Origin of the sequence: Sandaracinobacteroides hominis, assembly GCF_016464365.1 — a bacterium.
Taxonomy (GTDB): Bacteria; Pseudomonadota; Alphaproteobacteria; order Sphingomonadales; family Sphingomonadaceae; genus Sandaracinobacteroides; species Sandaracinobacteroides hominis.
The window spans coordinates 64,968-83,104 of record NZ_JADCUC010000009.1 but is presented as its reverse complement, the minus strand read 5'-3'; the positions used below and the strand labels follow the sequence as shown (position 1 = coordinate 83,104).

Sequence of the window (18,137 nt, the reverse complement as noted above, 5' to 3'; positions counted from 1 at the left end):
ATATACTTCGAATGCTGGTGGGCGCATCGCGTCCGACCGCGTTCTCCAACGCACTGGATCAGGGTGCGGACTTGTGTTCCGTTGCCTGCGCCAACAGGATCAGGAAATCCTGGTCCGCGTCCGTCCAGAGATGCCGCTGGGTCCAGCCTCCCGCCTGCAACAGCAGTTTTGCTTGATCGGGCGTGTACTTGTGGCTGTTCTCGGTGTGGATCGTTTCGCCGCGCCGCATCTCGAATCTTTGGCCGCACATGTGAAACAGCAGGTCGTCCAGCGCTTCCAGGTGCATTTCCACACGGCTCAATTCCGCGTTCCACCTTGCCCGGTGGCGGAGCATCGCTATCGGGATATCCGCGCCCAGTTCCCGGTTGATGCGGGTGACGAGGTTCAAATTGAACCTTGCCGTCACGCCCTCGGGATCGTCATAGGCCCGGACAAGCCGGCCGATGTCCTTGACCCGGTCCATGCCGATCAACAGCTGCGCGCCATCGCCCAGGGTTTCCCGCATGGACCGCAGCAGGTCGATCGCGCTCCAGGGAATCAGATTACCGATGGTAGAGCCCGGGAAGAAGCCCAGCGTGGGATGGCCGCGGAGGGCGGGCGGCAATTGCACGGGGCGGGTAAAATCCGCCTGCACCGGCAATATGGTGAGCTCGGGAAACTGCGCCGACAGCTGCGCTCCCGACTGACGCAGGAATTCGCCGGATATGTCGATGGGCACATAGATCGCCGGCTGCAGCTCCCGCAACAGAAGAGGCGTCTTCGTGGAGCTGCCAGAGCCGAATTCGACCACGGCGCTCGCCTTGCCGGCAAGGCGGCCGATTTCCGCCCCATGTTGTTTCAGCAGCGCGGTCTCCACCCGCGTCGGATAATAGTCTGCAAGCTGGGTGATTTCCTCGAACAGGCGCGACCCGGCAAGATCGTACAGCCAGCGCGCGGGAACCGCCTTTTGCGTCTGGGAAAGTCCCTGCAGCACGTCGAAGCGGAAAGCCGGATCGACTTCCGCCTGAAACCGTCCGCTTACGCCTGTCGCATGCCCGAACCGCATCTCAAACGTCCTTCGCCAGCCTGAGGCCCGTGAACTGCCAGCGCTGATGCGGCTCGAAGAAGTTGCGATAGGATGCGCGCACGTGCCCCCGCGGCGTGGCGCAACTTCCGCCTTTCAGCACGAACTGCCCGTTCATGAATTTGCCATTGTATTCGCCGACCGCGCCCGCCGCCGCCCGGAAGCCCGGATAAGGGCGATAGGGCGACCCCGTCCATTCCCATACATTGCCGAACATCCCCCCGGACTCGGCAAGAAACCGGGGTTGCACGGGCCCTGCCGCGTCCAGCTGGACCCCCTCTGCCGGATTCATCTGCTGTGCCGCCGCTTCCCATTCCTGTTCTGTGGGCAGACGCGCCCCGGCCCAGGCAGCAAAGGCGTCCGCCTCATAGAGGCTGATATGAGCTACAGGCGCCGCCGGATCGACATGGTGCCAGCCTGACAGCGTGAACTGTTCCCAATCGCGCCCGTCCCGGCGCCAATAGAGCGGTCCCTCGACCGACTGCGCGTTGACCCAAGCCCATCCGTCCGACAGCCACAGCGATGGCGTCGCATAGCCGTTGTCATCGATGAAATCGAACCATTCAGCGTTCGTCACCGGTCTGTCCGCCAGAGCATGGGGACGGAGGAAGTGCAGGTGGGCCGGTCCTTCGCAATCGAACGCGAAACCATTCCCGGCGGCGCCAATGCTGACCAGCCCTTCCGCCTGAGGCAGCCAGCCCGCCGCTTGCACATAATGCGGGCCGCCATTGCCCGGTCCCTCAGCCCAGGCTGCCGGACTCAGCGGGTTATGAAAGAACAGGTGCTTCAGATCCGTCAGCAGCAGTTCCTGATGCTGTTGTTCGTGGTTCAGCCCAAGCGCAAGCAGCTGCGGACAGCGCTCAGCGACAATGTCCATCGCCTCCAGCAACGTCTCGTCCACCCGAAGCCGGTAGTCGATGACTTCGGCAAGAGAAGGTCGCGTCAGCAGGCCACGCTGCGGCCGGGGATGGCGTGGGCCCTCGGCCTCATAATAGCTGTTGAACAGGTAGGCCCAGCGTGGGTCTTGCAGCCGATAACCGGGCACGTGATCACGCAGCAGGAAGGTCTCGAAAAACCAGCTGGTATGCGCGAGGTGCCATTTGGCTGGGGAGGCGTCCGGCATGGACTGGGCGGTTGCATCCGCTTCCGAAAGTCCGCGCACCAGATCCAGGCTCAGAGCCCGCACGGCCAGGAATTGTGCACGGAGTTCTTCTGCGCTGCCGGTCGCCGTTTCAGAGGTCACGCTATCCATCCCCCTTGTCATCCTTCGGTTCAGCGCGGTCACCGATTGAGGAAACTATCCTGAACGGATTTTGTTACATGCGGTCCCGGTTGATTTTTCCATCCAGCCATTCGGCCGCCTGTCTCGGCGTCGTCTTGTCGGCGTCGCGGTCGACCATCCAGTTCGCCGCCCGCATGCTGTCGATCGGAATGGAGCCGACCAGCGACTGCAATACTGCAGCTATACCAGGGTCGTTGCCGATACCCGGCCCCAGCAGCAGAACGGCATCATAGTGGGGCAGGGCGCGGCGCGGGTCTGGCAGCGTGATGAGCTGCATTTCGGATATACGGCCATCCGACGAAAAGGCGGTGATGGCGTCTGCCGATCGATCGCCGAGCGCGCGATACATGAAGGTGGGGCTGTACTGGCGGATTTCCCGGAATTGCGGGCGATAAAGCCGCTCCACCGCCTGCCACTCCGGCCGGTTCTGAAACTCGAGATCGGTCGCCAGCCGCAATTTGCCGGAGGCGCGGGCCAGATCGTCGAGATCCGCTATCCCCATTTCCGTTGCGCGGGCCCGCGTCATCGCAAAGGCATAGGCATTCTCAAAGCCCAGCGCGCCCAGCAGCTGCACCCTGTCTCGCCCGGCCATCTCGCGCTGAAGCGCCTGCAGCATCGCCGCCGAGGGCAGCGTGTCGGTACGCCCCAGAACATTTGCCCAGAGCGTTCCGGAATAGTCGACATAGACGTCGATGTCGCCGGCCGCCAGCGCCCGATAGGCGATTGCCGAGCCAAGATTGTCCCGCCGCTCGGTGCGATAGCCGGCCGCCCTCAGCCGCATCTCGATCAGCTCGGCCAATATATACTGCTCGGAGAAGTTCTTCGCGCCGACAACGACCGTCTGCCCCTTGTCGCTCGGCAGCCGCCCACCCAGCGGCAGCAAGGCGGCTATCGCCGCCACCAGCAGCAGGCCGGCCCCTGTCCAAACCTTCCAGCGCCGACGCTGCGCCAACCCGCCCTCGATCAGTCCCAGCAGGAAATCCACCGTCAACGCCAGCCCGGCTGCTGCCAGGCAACCGGTCAGAACCCGCCGCCAGTCCTCCGTCTGCAGCCCCGAGAAGATGAGGTCGCCCAGGCTCGGCTGGCCGATGGTGGTGGCAAGGGTCGCCGTGCCGATGGTCCAGACCGTCGCAGTGCGGATGCCCGCCAGAAGTACCGGCGCGCCCAGCGGCAGCTCCACCTTCGCCAGCCGCTGCCAGCCGGTCATGCCCAGCCCGTCTGCGGCCTCCACCAGTGTCGGATCGACACCGCGAATGGCGGTAACCCCGTTGCGGATGATCGGCAGCAGGGCAAACAGCGCCAGCGCCAGCAGCGCGGGCAGGAACCCCAGCGCCGGGATCGGCAGGCCGGTTGCACGGCCAAGGAACAGCAGCAGTGGATAGAAGAGCGCCAGCAGCGCCAGCCCCGGAATGGTCTGCAGCAGACTGACGAGGCCGAGTATCGGCGCGCCGATCCGCGGCCGCCTTGCCGCCAGGATCGCAATCGGCAGGCCGATCGCCAGTGCCACTATCATCGCGCAGATGCTCAGCAGCAGATGCGCCTGCACCAGCCGCAGCAGGTCGCTCATCCGTTCCGTTCCAGCACGGAAAAATGCCGGGCACCCTCGCGCACGACATCGATCATGGCGCACACCCGCTCGTCGCCCCGGAACTGCAGCAATTCGGCCGGCGGCAGGTCGGCCAGGATTTTGCCGTCACCTACCACCACGATCCGGTCGGCCAGCCGCAAGGCTTCGGCCATGTCATGGGTCACCAGCAGGCTGGTCAGCCCCATCCTGTCGTGGAGCGCCCGGTAGGCAAGCCCGAGATCGCGACGCGTCACCGGGTCCAGTGCGCCGAAAGGCTCGTCCATCAGCATGATCTCCGGGTTTGCCGCAAGCGCACGGGCAAACCCCACCCGCTGCGCCTGCCCGCCGGACAGTTGCGCCGGGAGGCGTTCGGCCAGGTCAGCAGGCAGCGACACGAGTTCGAGCAGTTCGGCAACGCGCGCCGGTCGTGCAGAATCCGGTGTCCCCCGCAGCCGCGGGCCGATCCAGATATTCTGCGCCACGCTCATGTGCGGAAACAGCCCTACGCCCTGAAACACATAGCCAACCCGGCGCCGGAGGTCGGTAAGCTGCATCGCCGCCACATCCTCGCCGTCGATGCGGACGGACCCGCCGTCGATCTGCACCAGCCGGTTGACGGCCTTCAGCAAGCTGGTCTTCCCCGCCCCGGACTGGCCCACCAGGACCACGAACGCAGCTTTCTCCACAATCATCGAGACGTCGTCGACGACCAACCGATCGCCATAGGCCTTTGTAACGTGGGAAAAGGCGATCATCGGGCCAGTATGCCGGTACGACACAGATGCTGCCAGCGAGATGTGGCAATCCTGCACGGAAGGCAGGACGGGGGAAAACCCCGTCCGCCCCGTTCAGCGCGAGCCGGTCTTGGCTTTGCTCGAAGAGCCGCTCTTGGTATCGCCGCTCTTGGTATCGCCGTTCTTGGTATCCTTGCCCGCCGGGCTCTGGCTACCGCCCTTGGCATCCTTGCCGCCGCTCTTGTGCGTATCGGTTTGCTTGCTATCCGCCATCTGGCTTCTCCTGTGCTTGCCGCGACGATGCGGCACAAAGGCAACCCACCTCCACGACCGGCGTTCCCGAAAAAAATTTCGTCACAACATAGGTGAAGACGTTAATTGGAACGGCATGTTTGTTCTCCGCCGTTCCGCTCACGGATGCGCATTATAGAGATAGTAGGGATCGAATTGCGCCCGCGCCGTCAGCCGTTTCAGATCCAGAATCTCCACCCGGCCGGCCTGGATACGGCAGAGGCCTTCCTCCCGAAGGATCCGCACCACCCGGTTCACGTGCACCGTCGTCAGGCCACAGATTTCGGCAAGGTCGACCTGCGTCAGACCAAGCGCGAACGATTGTCCGTCGCTGCAATCCGCAGCCACCAGCCGGGCGTTCATCTCGCAGATGAAATGGGCAACCCGACCTGTGGCATCAAGCCGGCCCAGACGAAACAGCCAGGCCCGGTGAATGGCAGCATCTATCAAGGTTGCGAACCACAGTTTCCGCGCCAGCGGTGGCTCCGCCTCTATCAGCTGTTCCAGCGCCCGGTGCGGCACCATCGCGACCGTGGAGGCCGTAAGTGTTGCCACGTCGTGGTCGAGCTGCTTCAGCGGAAATCCATGGAGATCCATGAAATCTCCCGGCACATGTACGGCAACGAGCTGCCGGAAACCGCGCCTGTCGTCGATGTAGCGCGACATCAGCCCGTCGATCAGGAGCATGCTGAAGTTCATCGTCTCGCCGGCAAAGACAACCGTCTTCCGGGGCGGGAAGGTCTTGATGTCGGAAATCGCCGCTTCCAGCGCGGCGCGCTCGGCGGGCTCAAGCCGCACGCCTCGTTTGTCTTTCAGAAACCGGTCTGTGTACATCGCATGTCCTGAAGGAAATGTGGGCTGCGCTAACCGTTGCGCGGCGACAGTGGGGTGCCCGCGACATCAAGGGAGATGCTGATGACAACCAGCGCCCGTCCTCGCGCGTCCCGGGCTTCGACGCACAGCTTTCGCCCATCCCACACGCTTTGTGCTGAACTGTGGAGATACTCGCCGGCGAACTTCACAGCCTCGATGCAGGCATCGTGGTCACCTGCCAGCTCCACACCATCCTGATCCCTATAGGATTCAGAATTTTCGAAATTGAAGAAATAGCGCGGCATCGAAAATCCTTGCATCCATACAGGGGGATAATCACCGCAGCCCTGGATAGTTCCGACGCCGCGTCCTGCGCGGAACCCGGTACGCATGTTCAACGCCCCCGCGTTATGGATCGTTCAAATCCTATCCGCTGGCAGGGCTCCAACAGAGTCGGAACTCCAGGCCTTCGGGCGCAAACACCAGTCTGGCCTTGCTGCGGAATTCAGCGGCCAAGGCCCGCTCGATAAGCTTTGAGCCAAAGCCGCGACGGGAAGGCGGCAAGACCGGAGGCCCGCCGCGCTCCAGCCATTCGAACTGCAGTTGCGTGCCCTCGGCAAGCGGGCCCCAGCCAACGCTCACCGTGCCATCGTCCGTGGTGAGCGCACCATATTTGAGGGCATTGGTCGCCAGCTCGTGGATCGCAAGTGCCAGATGCATCGACTGCGAGGGGGATATGAACAGCTCCGGTCCGGGGCGGATCAGGAAGCGCCGATCGTGCGGCCTGTTGTAGGGAGCCAGCGCCTTTTCGACTACGCTGCCCATCTCGGCGCCTTCCAGGTTGGAAGCCGTAAAAATGGACTGGGCCTGGGCCAGGGCAAGAATGCGCGCATTCAGGTCGTGCGCAGCATCGGCCAGAGTTGCCGGAGGTCTCAGCGTCTGTTGCGCAATCGCGCCTACCACGGTCAGAATATTCTTGACCCGATGGTTCAGCTCGCGGGCCAGAAGTTCGCGCTGGACTTCCATGCGCTGCTGATCGGTTATGTCACGCGCAGTCGCCAGCACAAAGTCAACCGATCCGCCATGCAATCGAATTGGCGCAAGCATCACATCCCAATGGCGCTGAGATCCCTGCAACGTCCTGCTCGGCCCCCGAAACCGGGCGACTTCCCCGTCCAGCGATCGGGCAAGCGCCTGCGCTGCATGGGCCAGCTCCGCGCCGCTCCACATCTGCGGCCAGGATCGACCGATCAACTGACCAGGCGAGCTTGCCTCCAGAACTCGCACGCCTCCGTTGTTGACATACAGGATCCTCCCTTGCCGATCCAAAACCTTGATACAGTCCGCAGAGCTGTCGAGGAGAGTGGCGAGGAACCCGGCCGCGTCCTCCACGTCGGAAATCTCGCGCGCGATTGTTGCCGCATTCAGGCTAGCGATATCGATGTCGGAGGATGAAAGTTCGCCATCCTCGCGCACGCTACCAAAGGAAATGTCGGCCATCTGCGCGCGAACCCCCGTGCCAGAGCCGCAGCGAGCCGAGCGCATATGCTCGTTTCGTCAGGCTTCGGTTCCGCGAATATGGACGAGTTCAGAGAGGCGGGCGACAACAAATGTTAAGCGATAGCGGGACGAGACCATGTCCGTGCGGGGCTATCCCGGCGGCCGTATCGCACTGTCAAAGCGGAACGGCTTGCCGCCAGCCCGGATCACGGCCGTACATCTGGTCTCCGCCTGATCGCGGCGAGGCTGGCCCAATGCAGAAGCGGCACCCTGGAAGGGTCGCCGCTTCGAAATGCCAACGGCTGGGGATGGCAGGCGTCGGCCGCTCACGAGCTGGAATACCAGCACCACCAAACCCGCCCGCACACGCCGGCTAGGCAGCCGGCCGGCCCCGCCGCCGCATCCCGGCCACCAGCAGATAAACCAGCAATCCGACAGGTCCCATCATCAAGGTCAGCCCCAGCAACGGCACCACCACCCAATGCGGCACACCTGCCCGCGGCGCGTCCGCCAGCATCCAGCTCGCCACAAACAGATCGAACGCCAGATAGTGGATCCAGCCTGCCAACATCGCCCCCCGCGTGGACAGCAACGCCACCACCGCATCCAGCGACCCAAAACCGGCCCCCTCCGGCAGCCCCGGCCCCACGGCCAGCCCGCGCACCACCAAAATCGCGTACATCGCGCAAACCGCAGCCGCCACCACCCGCGCCACCAGCACCAGGGCGTCGCGCCGCAAGGGCGCCAGCAGCAGCGCCGCCCATCCAACCAGCACGAACCAGTTGGCAATCGAAAACACCAGATCCGCGTTCCGCATGCGGCTTTCCTTCCCCAAAACCCGCCGCTAGAGCCGGGCGCATGACCCAAGCCCGCAGCAAGGCCTCCTCCGGCTCCCCCTTCGAAGCCAGCATCGGTTTCTCACGCGCCATCCGCGTCGGCAACCGTATCCTTGTCTCGGGCACCGCGCCGGTAGAGGCAGACGGCAGCTCTACGCCGGGCGACGCCGAGGCACAGGCCGCCCGCTGCCTGCAGATCATCGTCGAGGCGGTGGAAACGCTCGGCGGCACGGCGGCAGACGTCGTCCGCACCCGCATGTTCCTGGTAAACCCGGCCGATGCAGCGGCTGTCGGCCGCGCCCACGGGAAGATTTTCGGCGATATCCGCCCCGCCTCCACCATGCTCGCCGGCGCCGTCCTGCTCCGCCCGGAATGGCTGATCGAAATCGAGGCGGAGGCGGTTCTCGACCATGCTTGATCGACCCGGCCCGCGCCTCTCCGGCCGGGCGCAGAAACTCGCCGCCATCGGCCAGTCCAGCGCCTGGGAAACCGCCGATCTCGCGCTCCGCCGCGCCGCAGCCGGCGACGATGTGCTGCTGCTGTCCCTCGGCGACCCGGTCTGTCCACCGCACCCGGCCATCGTCGCCGCCGCAACTTCTGCGCTGCAGAACGGCCGTACCCATTATACCCCGCTGCTCGGCGAACACGCGCTGCGCGAAGCCATCGCCCGCGTCGAAGGCTGCGCGACAGACAATGTCGTGGTACTCCCCGGCGCCCAGCACGCCGCCCTCGCCGTGTTCACCCTTATCGCCGGCGAAGGCGATGAAGTGATCCTCTCCGACCCCTATTACGCCACCTATCCCGGCGTAGTCGCCGCCGCCGGCGCGCAACCGATCAAGGTCCCCGCCCGCGCAGACCTCAGCATCGACATCGAAGCAATCGCCGCCGCCATCAGCCCCAACACCCGCGCCATCTTCCTCAACAGCCCGGCCAACCCCAGCGGCACAGCGCTCTCACCCGCCGACTACGCGCGCCTGCGCGACCTCGCCGAAGCCCACGACGTCTGGATCGTCGTCGACGAGGTCTATGCCAGCTTCCGCTACGACGGGCAGGACATCCGCGCCTGGAAACACGGCCCCGCCGGCCGCACCATCGTCCTCAACAGCCTCTCCAAAAGCCACGCGATGACCGGCTTCCGCTGCGGCTGGGCTTTGGTCCCGCCAACCCTTGTCCCCGCCCTCGGCGACTGGAGCGCAGCCGCCCTCTTCGGCGTCAGCCAGTTCGTGCAGGACGCCGCCGTCGTCGCACTCTCGCTGCCCGCCGCCGAACTGGCCGACTACCACAACGGTTTCAAGGCCCGCGCCCACCATGTCGTCCAGCGCGTAAACGCCATCCAGGGCCTGCGCGCCGCCCTGCCGGCCGGCGGCATGTTCGTCATGGCCGACTGTACCGGCGTCAACCCCGACGATATCGCACTCGCCCGAACCCTCCTCGAAACCACTGGCGTCGCCCTGGTGCCGGGCAGCGGCTTCGGCGCAGGCGGCCACGGCCACCTCCGCATCAGCCTCACCCCGGATATCGAAACCCTGGACCGCGCCTTCGATCGGATATCCGGCTTCGTCGCGCGCTGACGGCAGCGTCCTTTGGCCTCCGGCGGCCGGGCTCTGCCCGGACCCGGCAGGGGAATCTATCCCCTGCACGCCGACAGTGGATCCCGATACTCAACGTCGTCCCAGCGGAAGCCGGGACCTCAGGCAGCAGCGTTTTAGCCCGCACAACAAGGCGCCGCAGGCAATCAGATGCCTGCGGCGCAATCCTGCGCACAGATCGCGCGCCAACCAAAGCTGTTGAGGGTGCAGGGGGCAGAGCCCCCTGCTTCTCAACTCACTTCAGCCCACGGTTCTTCAGCAACGCATCCGGGGTCGGCAACCGCCCGCGGAAGGCAATGAAGCTCTCCTGCGGCGGGCGGCTGTTCCCCGTCTGCAGGATGTTTTTCCGATAGCTGGCCGCGATATCCTTGTTCCAGATATCCCCGCTTTCCTGCCATTTCGCAAAGGCGTCGGCTTCCAGCACTTCCGCCCAGGTATAGGCATAGTATCCGGCCGAGTAGCCGCCGGAGAACAGGTGGGTGAAGTGTGACAGCCGGTGGCGCATGCCCACGGCTTCCGGCACGCCATATTTCGCCAGCGTCGCCTTTTCGAACTTCACCGCGTCGAAATCGGCCGGAATGCTCTCCAGCCGATGCAGCTCCATGTCGACAATGGCCGACGAAAGCTGCTGCACCGTCATGAAGCCCTGGTTGAAGTTGCGCGCCTTCATCAGCGCATCCAGCAGCTGCGGCGGCATGGGTTCGCCCTTGGCGTTGCGGGCATGCCGCTCCAGTATGCCGCGATCCGACACCCAGTGTTCATAGACCTGGCTGGGGAACTCCACATAGTCGCGATAGACGGCAGTGCCGGCCAAAGAGGGATAGCGCGTGGCAGACAGCAGCCCGTGCAGCGCATGGCCAAACTCGTGGAACATGGTTTCCGCGTCGTCATAGGAAACCAGCGCCACTTGCCCCTTCGCCGGCGGGGTGACGTTCATGTTGTTGACCACCTGGGGCTTCCTGTTTTCCAGCCCGTTCTGGGTGCGGATCTCGTTCATCCAGGCGCCCGGCTGCTTGGTGTCGCGGGTAAACCAGTCAGCATAGAACAGCCCTACGCGGCGGCCGTCGGCCTCGAATACGTCAAAGGTGCGGATGCCGGTGTTCCAGGTCGGAATGTCGGTCCGCTCCACCAGCTTCAGCCCGAACAGCCGCTCGGTCGTTTCCTTCAGCCCGCCGAAAATGCCTTCCATCGGCAGATAGGGTTTCAGCTGGTTCTCATCCAGGTCATAGCGCGCCTTGCGCACCTTCTCCGAGTAGAAGCGCCAGTCCCACGGCTCCAGCTTGCTGATGCCGTCAGCCGTCGCCAGCTTCTGCAGGTCGGCTTCTTCCTTCTTCGCCTGTGCCAGCCCCGCCTGATAGACCTGATCCATCAGCGCCTGCGCAGCTTCCGGCGTTTCCGCCATCGAGTTCGCCAGCTGGAAATCGGCATGGCTCTTGAAGCCCAGCAGCTTCGCCCGCTCCAGTCGCAGCGACACCATCTGCTTGATGGTGTCGCCGGTGTTGTTGGCGTTGGCGTTGCTCCCGCGCTCGTCGAACGCATGGAACACCTTTTCGCGGGCGGCGCGGTTGGTCGCCTGCGTCATGAACGGCTCGAAGTCGGAGCGCGTGGCACCGACCAGGAACATACCCGGCTTCCCGGCCTTGCCGGCACGGTCCGCTGCCGCCGCCCGGAAGCTGTCGGGCATGCCGGCCATTTCCGCGGCGCTCAGCAGCGTGTCGCCGGCCTTCTGGTCGGCCACCACCTTCTGCCCGAACTCGGTGTTCAGCTTCGCCAGCTGCTCGTCGATGGCGGCCAGCCGGGTGCGCTGCGCGTCGGGCAGGGCCGCACCAGAGCGCATGAAACTCTTCCAGGTGACTTCCAGCAGCCGGGCCTGCTCCTCGGTCAGCCCCAGCGCCTCGCGCTTCTGATAGAGCGCGTCGATCCGCCCAAACAGCTTCTTGTCGAGGTAGGTCTGGCTCTGGAAGCGCGCCAGTTTCGGCCCGACTTCGGTTTCGACCGCCTGAATCTCCGGCGTGCCGTCGCTCCCGGTCAGGTTGAAGAAGGCGTTCGCGGTGCGCGTCAGCAGCTCACCCGATCGCTCCATCGCCTCGATGGTGTTCTGGAAGGTCGGCGCCGCCTTGTTGTTGGCAATCGCGTCCAGATCCTTGCGCGCCAGCCGCATGCCTTCGTCAAAGGCCGGGGCATAATGCGCCGGCTTGATGCGGTCATAGGGCGGCACCGCGTCGGGGGTGTTCCACGGCCCGATCAGCGGGTTTGCCGAAAGAGGTGCCGCCGCCTGCGCATGGGCTGGCTGCGCGGAAAGGGTCATCGTGCCGGTCGCAACAAGCGCGGCGGCGACAGCCGCAAAGGAAACTGTGTCAACAAATCGCAAATTCTGTCTCCCAATGGGGTCATGGCGGCGTTCAAGCCAAATCGGCGGCAGGAGTCCAGTTCGGCTCGCCGATTCTGCCAGATTTGCCCCGGTTGTGGCCGATTTGCCCGGCCCGCGTTTCAGCTCCGCCGCGCCACCATCGCCCAGCCAACGGCCACCACCGGTACCGCCAGCGCGATCCACGCCACCACATCGCGCAATCCATCCCCGGTCAGCGCCGCAACCAGCCCGAACAGGCTCGCTGCCGCGATCAGCAGTGGCATGGCAAAAACCTCGCGCAACCTGCGGCGTCGGCTCATTCGGCCATCAGCCCCAGAAACAGCATCCCCGGCAACCCCAGAAACATGTCGGTGTGCAGCTGCAGGATGAAGTGCATCAACCCGCTACCGTCCTCCGCCCCCACCGCCAGCCCGGTGGAGCGATCGAACAGCTGCACCGTCATCTCCCCTTCTGGTGAATCCGGCCGTGGCGCCGTCGTCACCGTCATCAGAGGCTGGTCGTTGTCAAAGGCCATGAACACCGGCACCTCGCCCGGCCGGGCATCGGTTGCCTTCTTCACCATCACGTCCAGCGGCAGCCCGCCGTGCGATGAAGGCGGCGCATTCTTCGCCAGCTGCAGCGGATCTACCGTCAGCGCATCGATCTCCTCATGAAAGATCAGCGGCAGCCCGGTGATACACAGCATCAGCAGAAACAACGTGCAGATCAGGCTCGACCATTTGTGGACGAACGCCCAGGCCGCGGTCGAGGCGCGGGTCATGCGGCAAGGTTCCGGGCGTTATTGAAATTCATTATCGCGGGCCGATAGACCCCGCGACGGTCAGGTTCAAGTCACGCGCAGCAGGCTATTCGCCGCGCCAGACCGGCCGCCGCTTTTCGGCAAAGGCCCGGGGCCCTTCCTGCGCATCTGCGCTGCTATAGCAATATTCCGAAGCCGCCCGCGCCGCCTGCAATGCCGCCGAACGCCCCATCTCCGTCGACAGCATCACCGTGTCGCGCGCCGCCTTCACCGACAAGGGCGCCCCGTCCAGCACATCGGCCGCAAGCTCCAGCGCCGACGCCATCAACTGCGCCGGCTCCACCACCCGGTTCACCAGCCCGATCTCATATGCCCGTTCCGCCGTGATCGGCTTCCCCGTCAGCAGGATCTCCATCATGATCCGTTGCGGGATCATGTGGATCAGCGGCGCCGCCCAGGGCGAACTCCGCCCCACCTTCACCTCGGTCACGGCAAAGCGCGCCGATGTGCTCGCCACACACAGGTCGCAGGCCTGCGCGATCATCCAGCCACCGGCAAAGGCCACCCCGTTCACCGCCGCAATGGTCGGCTTCGACAGCTCGATCGAATCATATGGCACCGGGAACATGTCGCGCGGCGGCACCCGCAGCCCGCGCTCCACCATGTCCTTCAGATCACCCCCCGCACAAAAGGCCTTGTCGCCAGACCCGGTCAGGATGGCGATGCGAAGCGCCGGGTCCCGCTCAAACCGCTCCCACGCCGCAAACAGCCCGGCGCGCACATCGGCCGTCAGCGCATTGCGCGTCTCGGGCCGGTTGATGGTGAGGATGGCGATGCCATCGCCGCGCCCCTCGAACAGCACTGCGTCGCTCATCAATATCCCTCCTCGCAATATCGTGCGCCACACGGGTCAGCTGATCGCGGAAGTCCGGATGCGCCCCCCGCCTCCACGCCACCGCATCTTCACACGCATACCCTCGACGGGAAAATTCCTCAGTAGGACCGGGGCAGCTCCAGCACCTTCTCGGCAATGAAATTCAGGATCATATGCGGGCTCACCGGCACCGTCCGCAGGATCGCTGCCTCCCGCACATAGCGCTCCACATGATATTCCTGCGCCAGCCCCATGCCGCCCATCGACAGCATCGCCGTGTGGCAAGCCTCGAATCCGAACTCGCCGGCCAGATACTTGCCGGCATTCGCCTCCACGCCACACTCCTGGCGCTGGTCAAACAGCTGCGCCGCCTTCATCACCATCAGGTTGGCGGCCTCCAGCTGCGCCCAGCATTTCGCCAGCGGATGCTGGATGCCCTGGTTCATCCCGATCGGCCGATCGAAGACGATCCGCTCCCGCGCATAACGCGCCGAGCGCCGCACAGCCGCCCGGCCAATTCCAATCGCCTCAGCCGCCAGCAAAATCCGCTCCGGATTGAGGCCATGCAGGATGATCTTGAACCCATCCCCCTCGCCGCCAATCCGATCCTCTTCGGGCACAAACAGGTCGGAAATGAACAGCATGTTCGAATCGACCGAATGCCGGCCGATCTTGTGGATCACCCGCGCCTCGATCTTCGAGCGATCGAAATCCGTGTAGAAAAGCGAAAGCCCCTCGGTCTTCTTCTTCACCTGGTCCAGCGGCGTCGTACGCGCCAGGATCATCATCTTGTTCGCCGCCTGCGCCACCGAGATCCAGATCTTCTCGCCGGTGATCCGGTATCCACCCTCCACCTTCTCCGCGCGGGTCTTCAGCTTCGTCGTGTCCAGCCCCGTGTTCGGCTCCGTCACCGCAAAGCACATGGTATGCTCGCCGGTCAGGATAGGGGGGATCATCCGCTTCTGCTGCTCCTGGGTGCCGAACAGGATCACCGGCTGCATGCTGAAAACAGGCCCGTGCACGGCAGACGCAGCCGTCATCCCGCCGCCAGCCTCGGCCACCGCCTGCATCATGATCGCCGCTTCGGTGATTCCCAGCCCGGCACCGCCAACTGCCTCCGGCATGGCAATCCCCAGCCAGCCGGCCTCCGCCATCGCCGTGTGGAAATCGCGCGGAAACACCTCGTCCCGGTCGCGCTCCAGCCAATAGTCATCGCTGAACTGCGCGCACAGCTTCAACACCGCCTCGCGGATGTTCTGCTGGTCGTCGGTAAAGGCAAAATCCATGGCGCTTCCATCCCATCCCATCTCTTCGCTCGCGGCTAGCAGCCGCCGCCCAATATGCCAACTCGAATTTGTCCGGACAACATCGCTGGATTTCAATAATCCTATCCACTAGGCGCAAAGGCTGAGGAGGATTTGAATGCCGGAATCGAACACACGCAAAGGGCCGCTCGCCGGGATCAGGATCGTCGATCTGACGGCCATGGTGATGGGCCCCTATGCCACGCAGATCATGGCCGACATGGGCGCCGACGTCATCAAGGTGGAGGCCCCCGCCGGCGACGACACCCGCTACATCTCCGTCGGCCCCGCCCCCGGCATGGGCGGCATCTTCGTCAATGTGAACCGCGGCAAGCGCAGCATCGTCCTCGATCTGCGCACCCCCGAAGGCAAGGCCGCCCTCACCGAGCTGATCCGCACAGCAGACGTCTTCATCCACTCGATGCGCTCCAAGGCCATCGCCCGCCTCGGCTTCGCTTACGAAGACGTCGCCGCCATCAATCCCTCCATCGTCTACACCAACTGCTACGGCTATGGCCGCCGCGGCCCGGATGCAGACCTCCCCGCCTACGACGACACCATCCAGGCCGAATGCGGCCTCCCCGCCGTGCAGCAGATGCTCACCGGGCAGGCCGATTTCATCGGCACCATCATGGCCGACAAGGTCGCCGGCCTCACCTGCCTCTATTCAACGGTGATGGCCCTCTTCCACCGCGAACGCACCGGCGAAGGCCAGGAAGTCGAAATCGGCATGTTCGAAACCATGGCCGCCTTCATGCTCGTCGAACACGCCAACGGCGCCCTCTTCGACCCTCCGTTGGGCGAGGCCTTCTACCCCCGCGTTGTCTCCCCCAACCGCAAGCCCTACCAGACGAAAGACGGCCAGATCTCCGCCCTCATCTACAACGACAAGCACTGGGCCACCTTCATCAACGCCGTCCAACCCGCATGGGCCAGCGACGAATTCGCCCGCCTCGAACAACGCGCCAAACGCGTCAACGAAGTCTACTCCCTGCTCGGCGAAACCTTCCGCCAACGCACCACCGACGAATGGCTGAAGCTGCTCCGCGAACTCAACATCCCCTGCGCGCCGCTGCGCACCCCAGCCGAGCTCTTCGACAACCCCCACCTCAACGCCGTCGGCTTCTTCCAGGAAGTGGACTCGCCGCACGGCAAACTCCGCTTCCCCGGAATCCCCAACTGGTTCTCCCGATCCCCGGGCCACATCACCGGCCCGGCACCCGAGCTTGGCGCGCATACGGATGAGGTGCTGAAAGAAATCGGTCTGCGCTAGCCTCCGGCGGCCGGGCTCTGCCCGGACCCGGCAGGGGAATCTGTCCCCTGCACCCCGATACCAATCGTCGTCCCAGCGAAAGCTGGGACCTCCAGCCGCAGCCGCCACCCAGGTTCGAGCACGCACAACCCAGCGCCGCAGGCAATCAACCAACTGCCTGCGGCGCAAAGAAAACGGCCTCACCGCCTCACCCAAAAACAAACGGGGTGAAGGGGCCAAAGCCCCTTCCGGGTCCCAAGGGCAGAGCCCTTGGTTCACAAATCACCCCGCAAAAACAGCCCGCAGCAACCGATCGTAAATCCGCCCCAACGCCTCGATGTCGGCAACGCTCGCCTGCTCATCCACCTTGTGCATCGACATCCCCGGCAGGCCGAATTCCACCACCGGGCACAACCGCCGGATAAACCGCGCGTCCGATGTCCCGCCCGTAGTGCTCAGTTCCGGCACCCGCCCGGTCTCCGCCTCAACAGCAGCGCTTACCAACGCAGAAAGCACCCCCGGCTCCGTCAGGAACGCCTCGCCCGAAATCCGGATCTTCACGTCCGCGTTCGGCGCATGCCGCGCGATCACTTCCTCGATCCACGCCGCCAGTTCCGGGCCCTTGTGCATGTCGTTGAAACGGATGTTCAGCCGCGCCTTCGCCACTGCCGGGATCACGTTCGTCGCCGGGTTGCCCACCTCCAGGTCGGTGATTTCCAGATTGGAGGCGGTAAACCAGTCATTCCCGGTATCCAGCACCCGCGCCTGCAGCTCGTTGAGCGCCGGCACCAGCCGCCGGATCGGGTTGTCGGCGCGATCCGGATAGGCAACATGCCCCTGCGCCCCCAGCACCGAAATCCAGGCGTTCAGGCTGCCGCGCCGGCCGATCTTCATGCAATCGCCCAGCTTCTGCACAGAGGTCGGCTCGCCCACCAGACACATGTCGGGCCGGATGCCGCGCTCCTCCATCCACTCCAGAATCCGGTCGGTGCCATAGGTCGCCGGCCCTTCCTCGTCGCCGGTAATGATAAAGCTGAGCGTCCCCGGGCTGCCACGCTCCACATGCGCGGCGGCGGCAAACACCATCGCCGCGATCGCCCCCTTCATGTCGGCGATACCGCGCCCCACCAGCTGCCCGTCGTGGATGCCGGCGGAGAAGGGATTCACCGACCAGCCCGAACCTTCCGGCACCACATCGGTATGCCCGGCAAAGGCGAAATGCGGCCCACCCGAGCCGATGGTGGCAAACAGATTCTCGATAGGCCCGTCCGGCTCTTCGCCAAAGGTCAGCCGCGTCACGGTGAAGCCCAGCTTCTCCAGCGCCTGCTGCAACACGTCCATTGCCCCCGCGTCGGCAGGGGTGACGGAGGGGCAGCGCACCAGCGCCTGGGCAAGAAAGATCGGGTCCATGGGCCTCTGCTGACATCTTGCCGCGCGCCCCGCAAGCGGGCACCTTGCGCGCATGCCGAAGGTCGATCTCGAATCGCTCACGGTCATCGCGCGGACGAGCTACCCGCCGCCGCACGACCGCGCCGTCGAAGGACGCAGCTGGCTCGACATTGCAGAGGCAGTCGGCCTCTCGCAGTTCGGCGCCAACCTCTGCACCCTCACCCCCGGCGCCTGGTCCAGCCAGCGCCACTGGCACTCCGCCGAAGACGAGATGGTGGTGGTGCTCTCCGGGGAGCTGGTGCTGGTCGAGGACGACGGCGAAGCCATCCTCACCGCCGGCCACATCGCCACCTTCAAGGCCGGCGAAGCCAACGGTCATCACCTGCAAAATCGCTCCGCCGAGCCGGCAACATTCCTCGCCATCGGCCCCAACAATCCCGAAATCGACGTCTGCACCTACCCCGATATCGGCCTGGTGCTGGACCGCCGCGGATACCGTTTCACGCTCTAACGGCAGCAGAGTTTCCAACCTG

Annotated in this window: 19 protein-coding genes; 4 read left to right on the top strand and 15 right to left on the bottom strand. The window is 64.7% G+C overall.

Annotated elements, in window-relative coordinates:
- Positions 1–58: 58 nt before the first annotated feature.
- From egtD to IM784_RS15685, 9 genes are all read right to left on the bottom strand, one after another.
- Positions 59–1,045 carry an L-histidine N(alpha)-methyltransferase gene (egtD, locus tag IM784_RS15725; RefSeq protein ID WP_199556305.1) on the bottom strand — a complete coding sequence of 329 codons (987 nt, stop codon included), beginning with the start codon at positions 1,043–1,045 and terminating at the stop codon, positions 59–61.
- A 1-nt stretch (position 1,046) separates the two neighbouring features.
- Positions 1,047–2,315 carry an ergothioneine biosynthesis protein EgtB gene (egtB, locus tag IM784_RS15720; RefSeq protein ID WP_199556304.1) on the bottom strand — a complete coding sequence of 423 codons (1,269 nt, stop codon included), beginning with the start codon at positions 2,313–2,315 and terminating at the stop codon, positions 1,047–1,049.
- A gap of 64 nt (positions 2,316–2,379) precedes the next feature.
- Positions 2,380–3,912, bottom strand: a complete 1,533-nt coding sequence (locus IM784_RS15715; RefSeq protein ID WP_199556303.1) for an ABC transporter permease/substrate-binding protein — start codon at positions 3,910–3,912, stop codon at positions 2,380–2,382.
- Positions 3,909–4,667 carry an ATP-binding cassette domain-containing protein gene (locus IM784_RS15710; protein ID WP_199556302.1) on the bottom strand — a complete coding sequence of 253 codons (759 nt, stop codon included), beginning with the start codon at positions 4,665–4,667 and terminating at the stop codon, positions 3,909–3,911. The genes IM784_RS15715 and IM784_RS15710 overlap by 4 nt, the downstream gene beginning before the upstream one ends.
- Before the next feature lie 93 nt (positions 4,668–4,760).
- Positions 4,761–4,919 carry a hypothetical protein gene (locus IM784_RS15705; protein WP_199556301.1) on the bottom strand — a complete coding sequence of 53 codons (159 nt, stop codon included), beginning with the start codon at positions 4,917–4,919 and terminating at the stop codon, positions 4,761–4,763.
- A 138-nt stretch (positions 4,920–5,057) separates the two neighbouring features.
- Positions 5,058–5,771 carry a Crp/Fnr family transcriptional regulator gene (locus IM784_RS15700; RefSeq protein ID WP_199556300.1) on the bottom strand — a complete coding sequence of 238 codons (714 nt, stop codon included), beginning with the start codon at positions 5,769–5,771 and terminating at the stop codon, positions 5,058–5,060.
- Positions 5,772–5,800: 29 nt separating this feature from the next.
- On the bottom strand, positions 5,801–6,055 hold the full coding sequence (locus IM784_RS15695; protein WP_199556299.1) for a DUF6894 family protein: 255 nt from the start codon (positions 6,053–6,055) through the stop codon (positions 5,801–5,803).
- Positions 6,056–6,176: 121 nt separating this feature from the next.
- On the bottom strand, positions 6,177–7,250 hold the full coding sequence (locus tag IM784_RS15690; protein ID WP_199556298.1) for a sensor histidine kinase: 1,074 nt from the start codon (positions 7,248–7,250) through the stop codon (positions 6,177–6,179).
- A gap of 373 nt (positions 7,251–7,623) precedes the next feature.
- The gene (locus IM784_RS15685; RefSeq protein WP_199556297.1) at positions 7,624–8,067 is read right to left on the bottom strand and encodes an ABA4-like family protein; all 444 of its coding nucleotides are present in this window, start codon (positions 8,065–8,067) and stop codon (positions 7,624–7,626) included.
- 41 nt (positions 8,068–8,108) lie between these two features.
- Between IM784_RS15685 and IM784_RS15680 the strand changes: the two genes are divergently transcribed.
- Positions 8,109–8,504 carry a RidA family protein gene (locus IM784_RS15680; protein WP_199556296.1) on the top strand — a complete coding sequence of 132 codons (396 nt, stop codon included), beginning with the start codon at positions 8,109–8,111 and terminating at the stop codon, positions 8,502–8,504.
- Entirely contained in the window at positions 8,497–9,657 is a 1,161-nt protein-coding gene (locus tag IM784_RS15675) for a pyridoxal phosphate-dependent aminotransferase (protein WP_199556295.1), read from the top strand. The genes IM784_RS15680 and IM784_RS15675 overlap by 8 nt, the downstream gene beginning before the upstream one ends.
- A gap of 253 nt (positions 9,658–9,910) precedes the next feature.
- Here IM784_RS15675 and IM784_RS15670 read toward each other — a convergent pair whose 3' ends face one another.
- From IM784_RS15670 to IM784_RS15650, 5 genes are all read right to left on the bottom strand, one after another.
- Positions 9,911–12,046 (bottom strand): M3 family metallopeptidase, encoded by a 2,136-nt coding sequence (locus IM784_RS15670; protein WP_235977426.1) that lies wholly within the window; start codon positions 12,044–12,046, stop codon positions 9,911–9,913.
- Positions 12,047–12,165: 119 nt separating this feature from the next.
- On the bottom strand, positions 12,166–12,345 hold the full coding sequence (locus IM784_RS15665; protein ID WP_199556294.1) for a hypothetical protein: 180 nt from the start codon (positions 12,343–12,345) through the stop codon (positions 12,166–12,168).
- Positions 12,342–12,806 carry a PepSY domain-containing protein gene (locus tag IM784_RS15660; RefSeq protein ID WP_199556293.1) on the bottom strand — a complete coding sequence of 155 codons (465 nt, stop codon included), beginning with the start codon at positions 12,804–12,806 and terminating at the stop codon, positions 12,342–12,344. Before IM784_RS15660 ends, IM784_RS15665 begins: the two co-directional genes overlap by 4 nt.
- An 85-nt stretch (positions 12,807–12,891) precedes the next feature.
- Entirely contained in the window at positions 12,892–13,659 is a 768-nt protein-coding gene (locus IM784_RS15655; RefSeq protein ID WP_199556292.1) for an enoyl-CoA hydratase/isomerase family protein, read from the bottom strand.
- A 119-nt stretch (positions 13,660–13,778) separates the two neighbouring features.
- Positions 13,779–14,945: an acyl-CoA dehydrogenase family protein gene (locus IM784_RS15650; protein ID WP_199556291.1), complete on the bottom strand. Its 1,167-nt coding sequence runs from the start codon at positions 14,943–14,945 to the stop codon at positions 13,779–13,781.
- Between the two features lie 136 nt (positions 14,946–15,081).
- Here IM784_RS15650 and IM784_RS15645 point away from each other — a divergent pair, with 136 nt between their 5' ends.
- On the top strand, positions 15,082–16,236 hold the full coding sequence (locus IM784_RS15645) for a CaiB/BaiF CoA transferase family protein (RefSeq protein WP_199556290.1): 1,155 nt from the start codon (positions 15,082–15,084) through the stop codon (positions 16,234–16,236).
- A 261-nt stretch (positions 16,237–16,497) separates the two neighbouring features.
- On the opposite strand, the gene dapE is transcribed toward IM784_RS15645, so the two are convergent.
- A complete protein-coding gene (gene dapE / locus IM784_RS15640) occupies positions 16,498–17,625 on the bottom strand; it encodes a succinyl-diaminopimelate desuccinylase (RefSeq protein WP_199556289.1) in 1,128 nt (375 codons plus the stop codon).
- Positions 17,626–17,677: 52 nt separating this feature from the next.
- Here dapE and IM784_RS15635 point away from each other — a divergent pair, with 52 nt between their 5' ends.
- On the top strand, positions 17,678–18,115 hold the full coding sequence (locus tag IM784_RS15635) for a cupin domain-containing protein (RefSeq protein ID WP_199556288.1): 438 nt from the start codon (positions 17,678–17,680) through the stop codon (positions 18,113–18,115).
- The last annotated feature ends 22 nt before the right edge of the window (positions 18,116–18,137 follow it).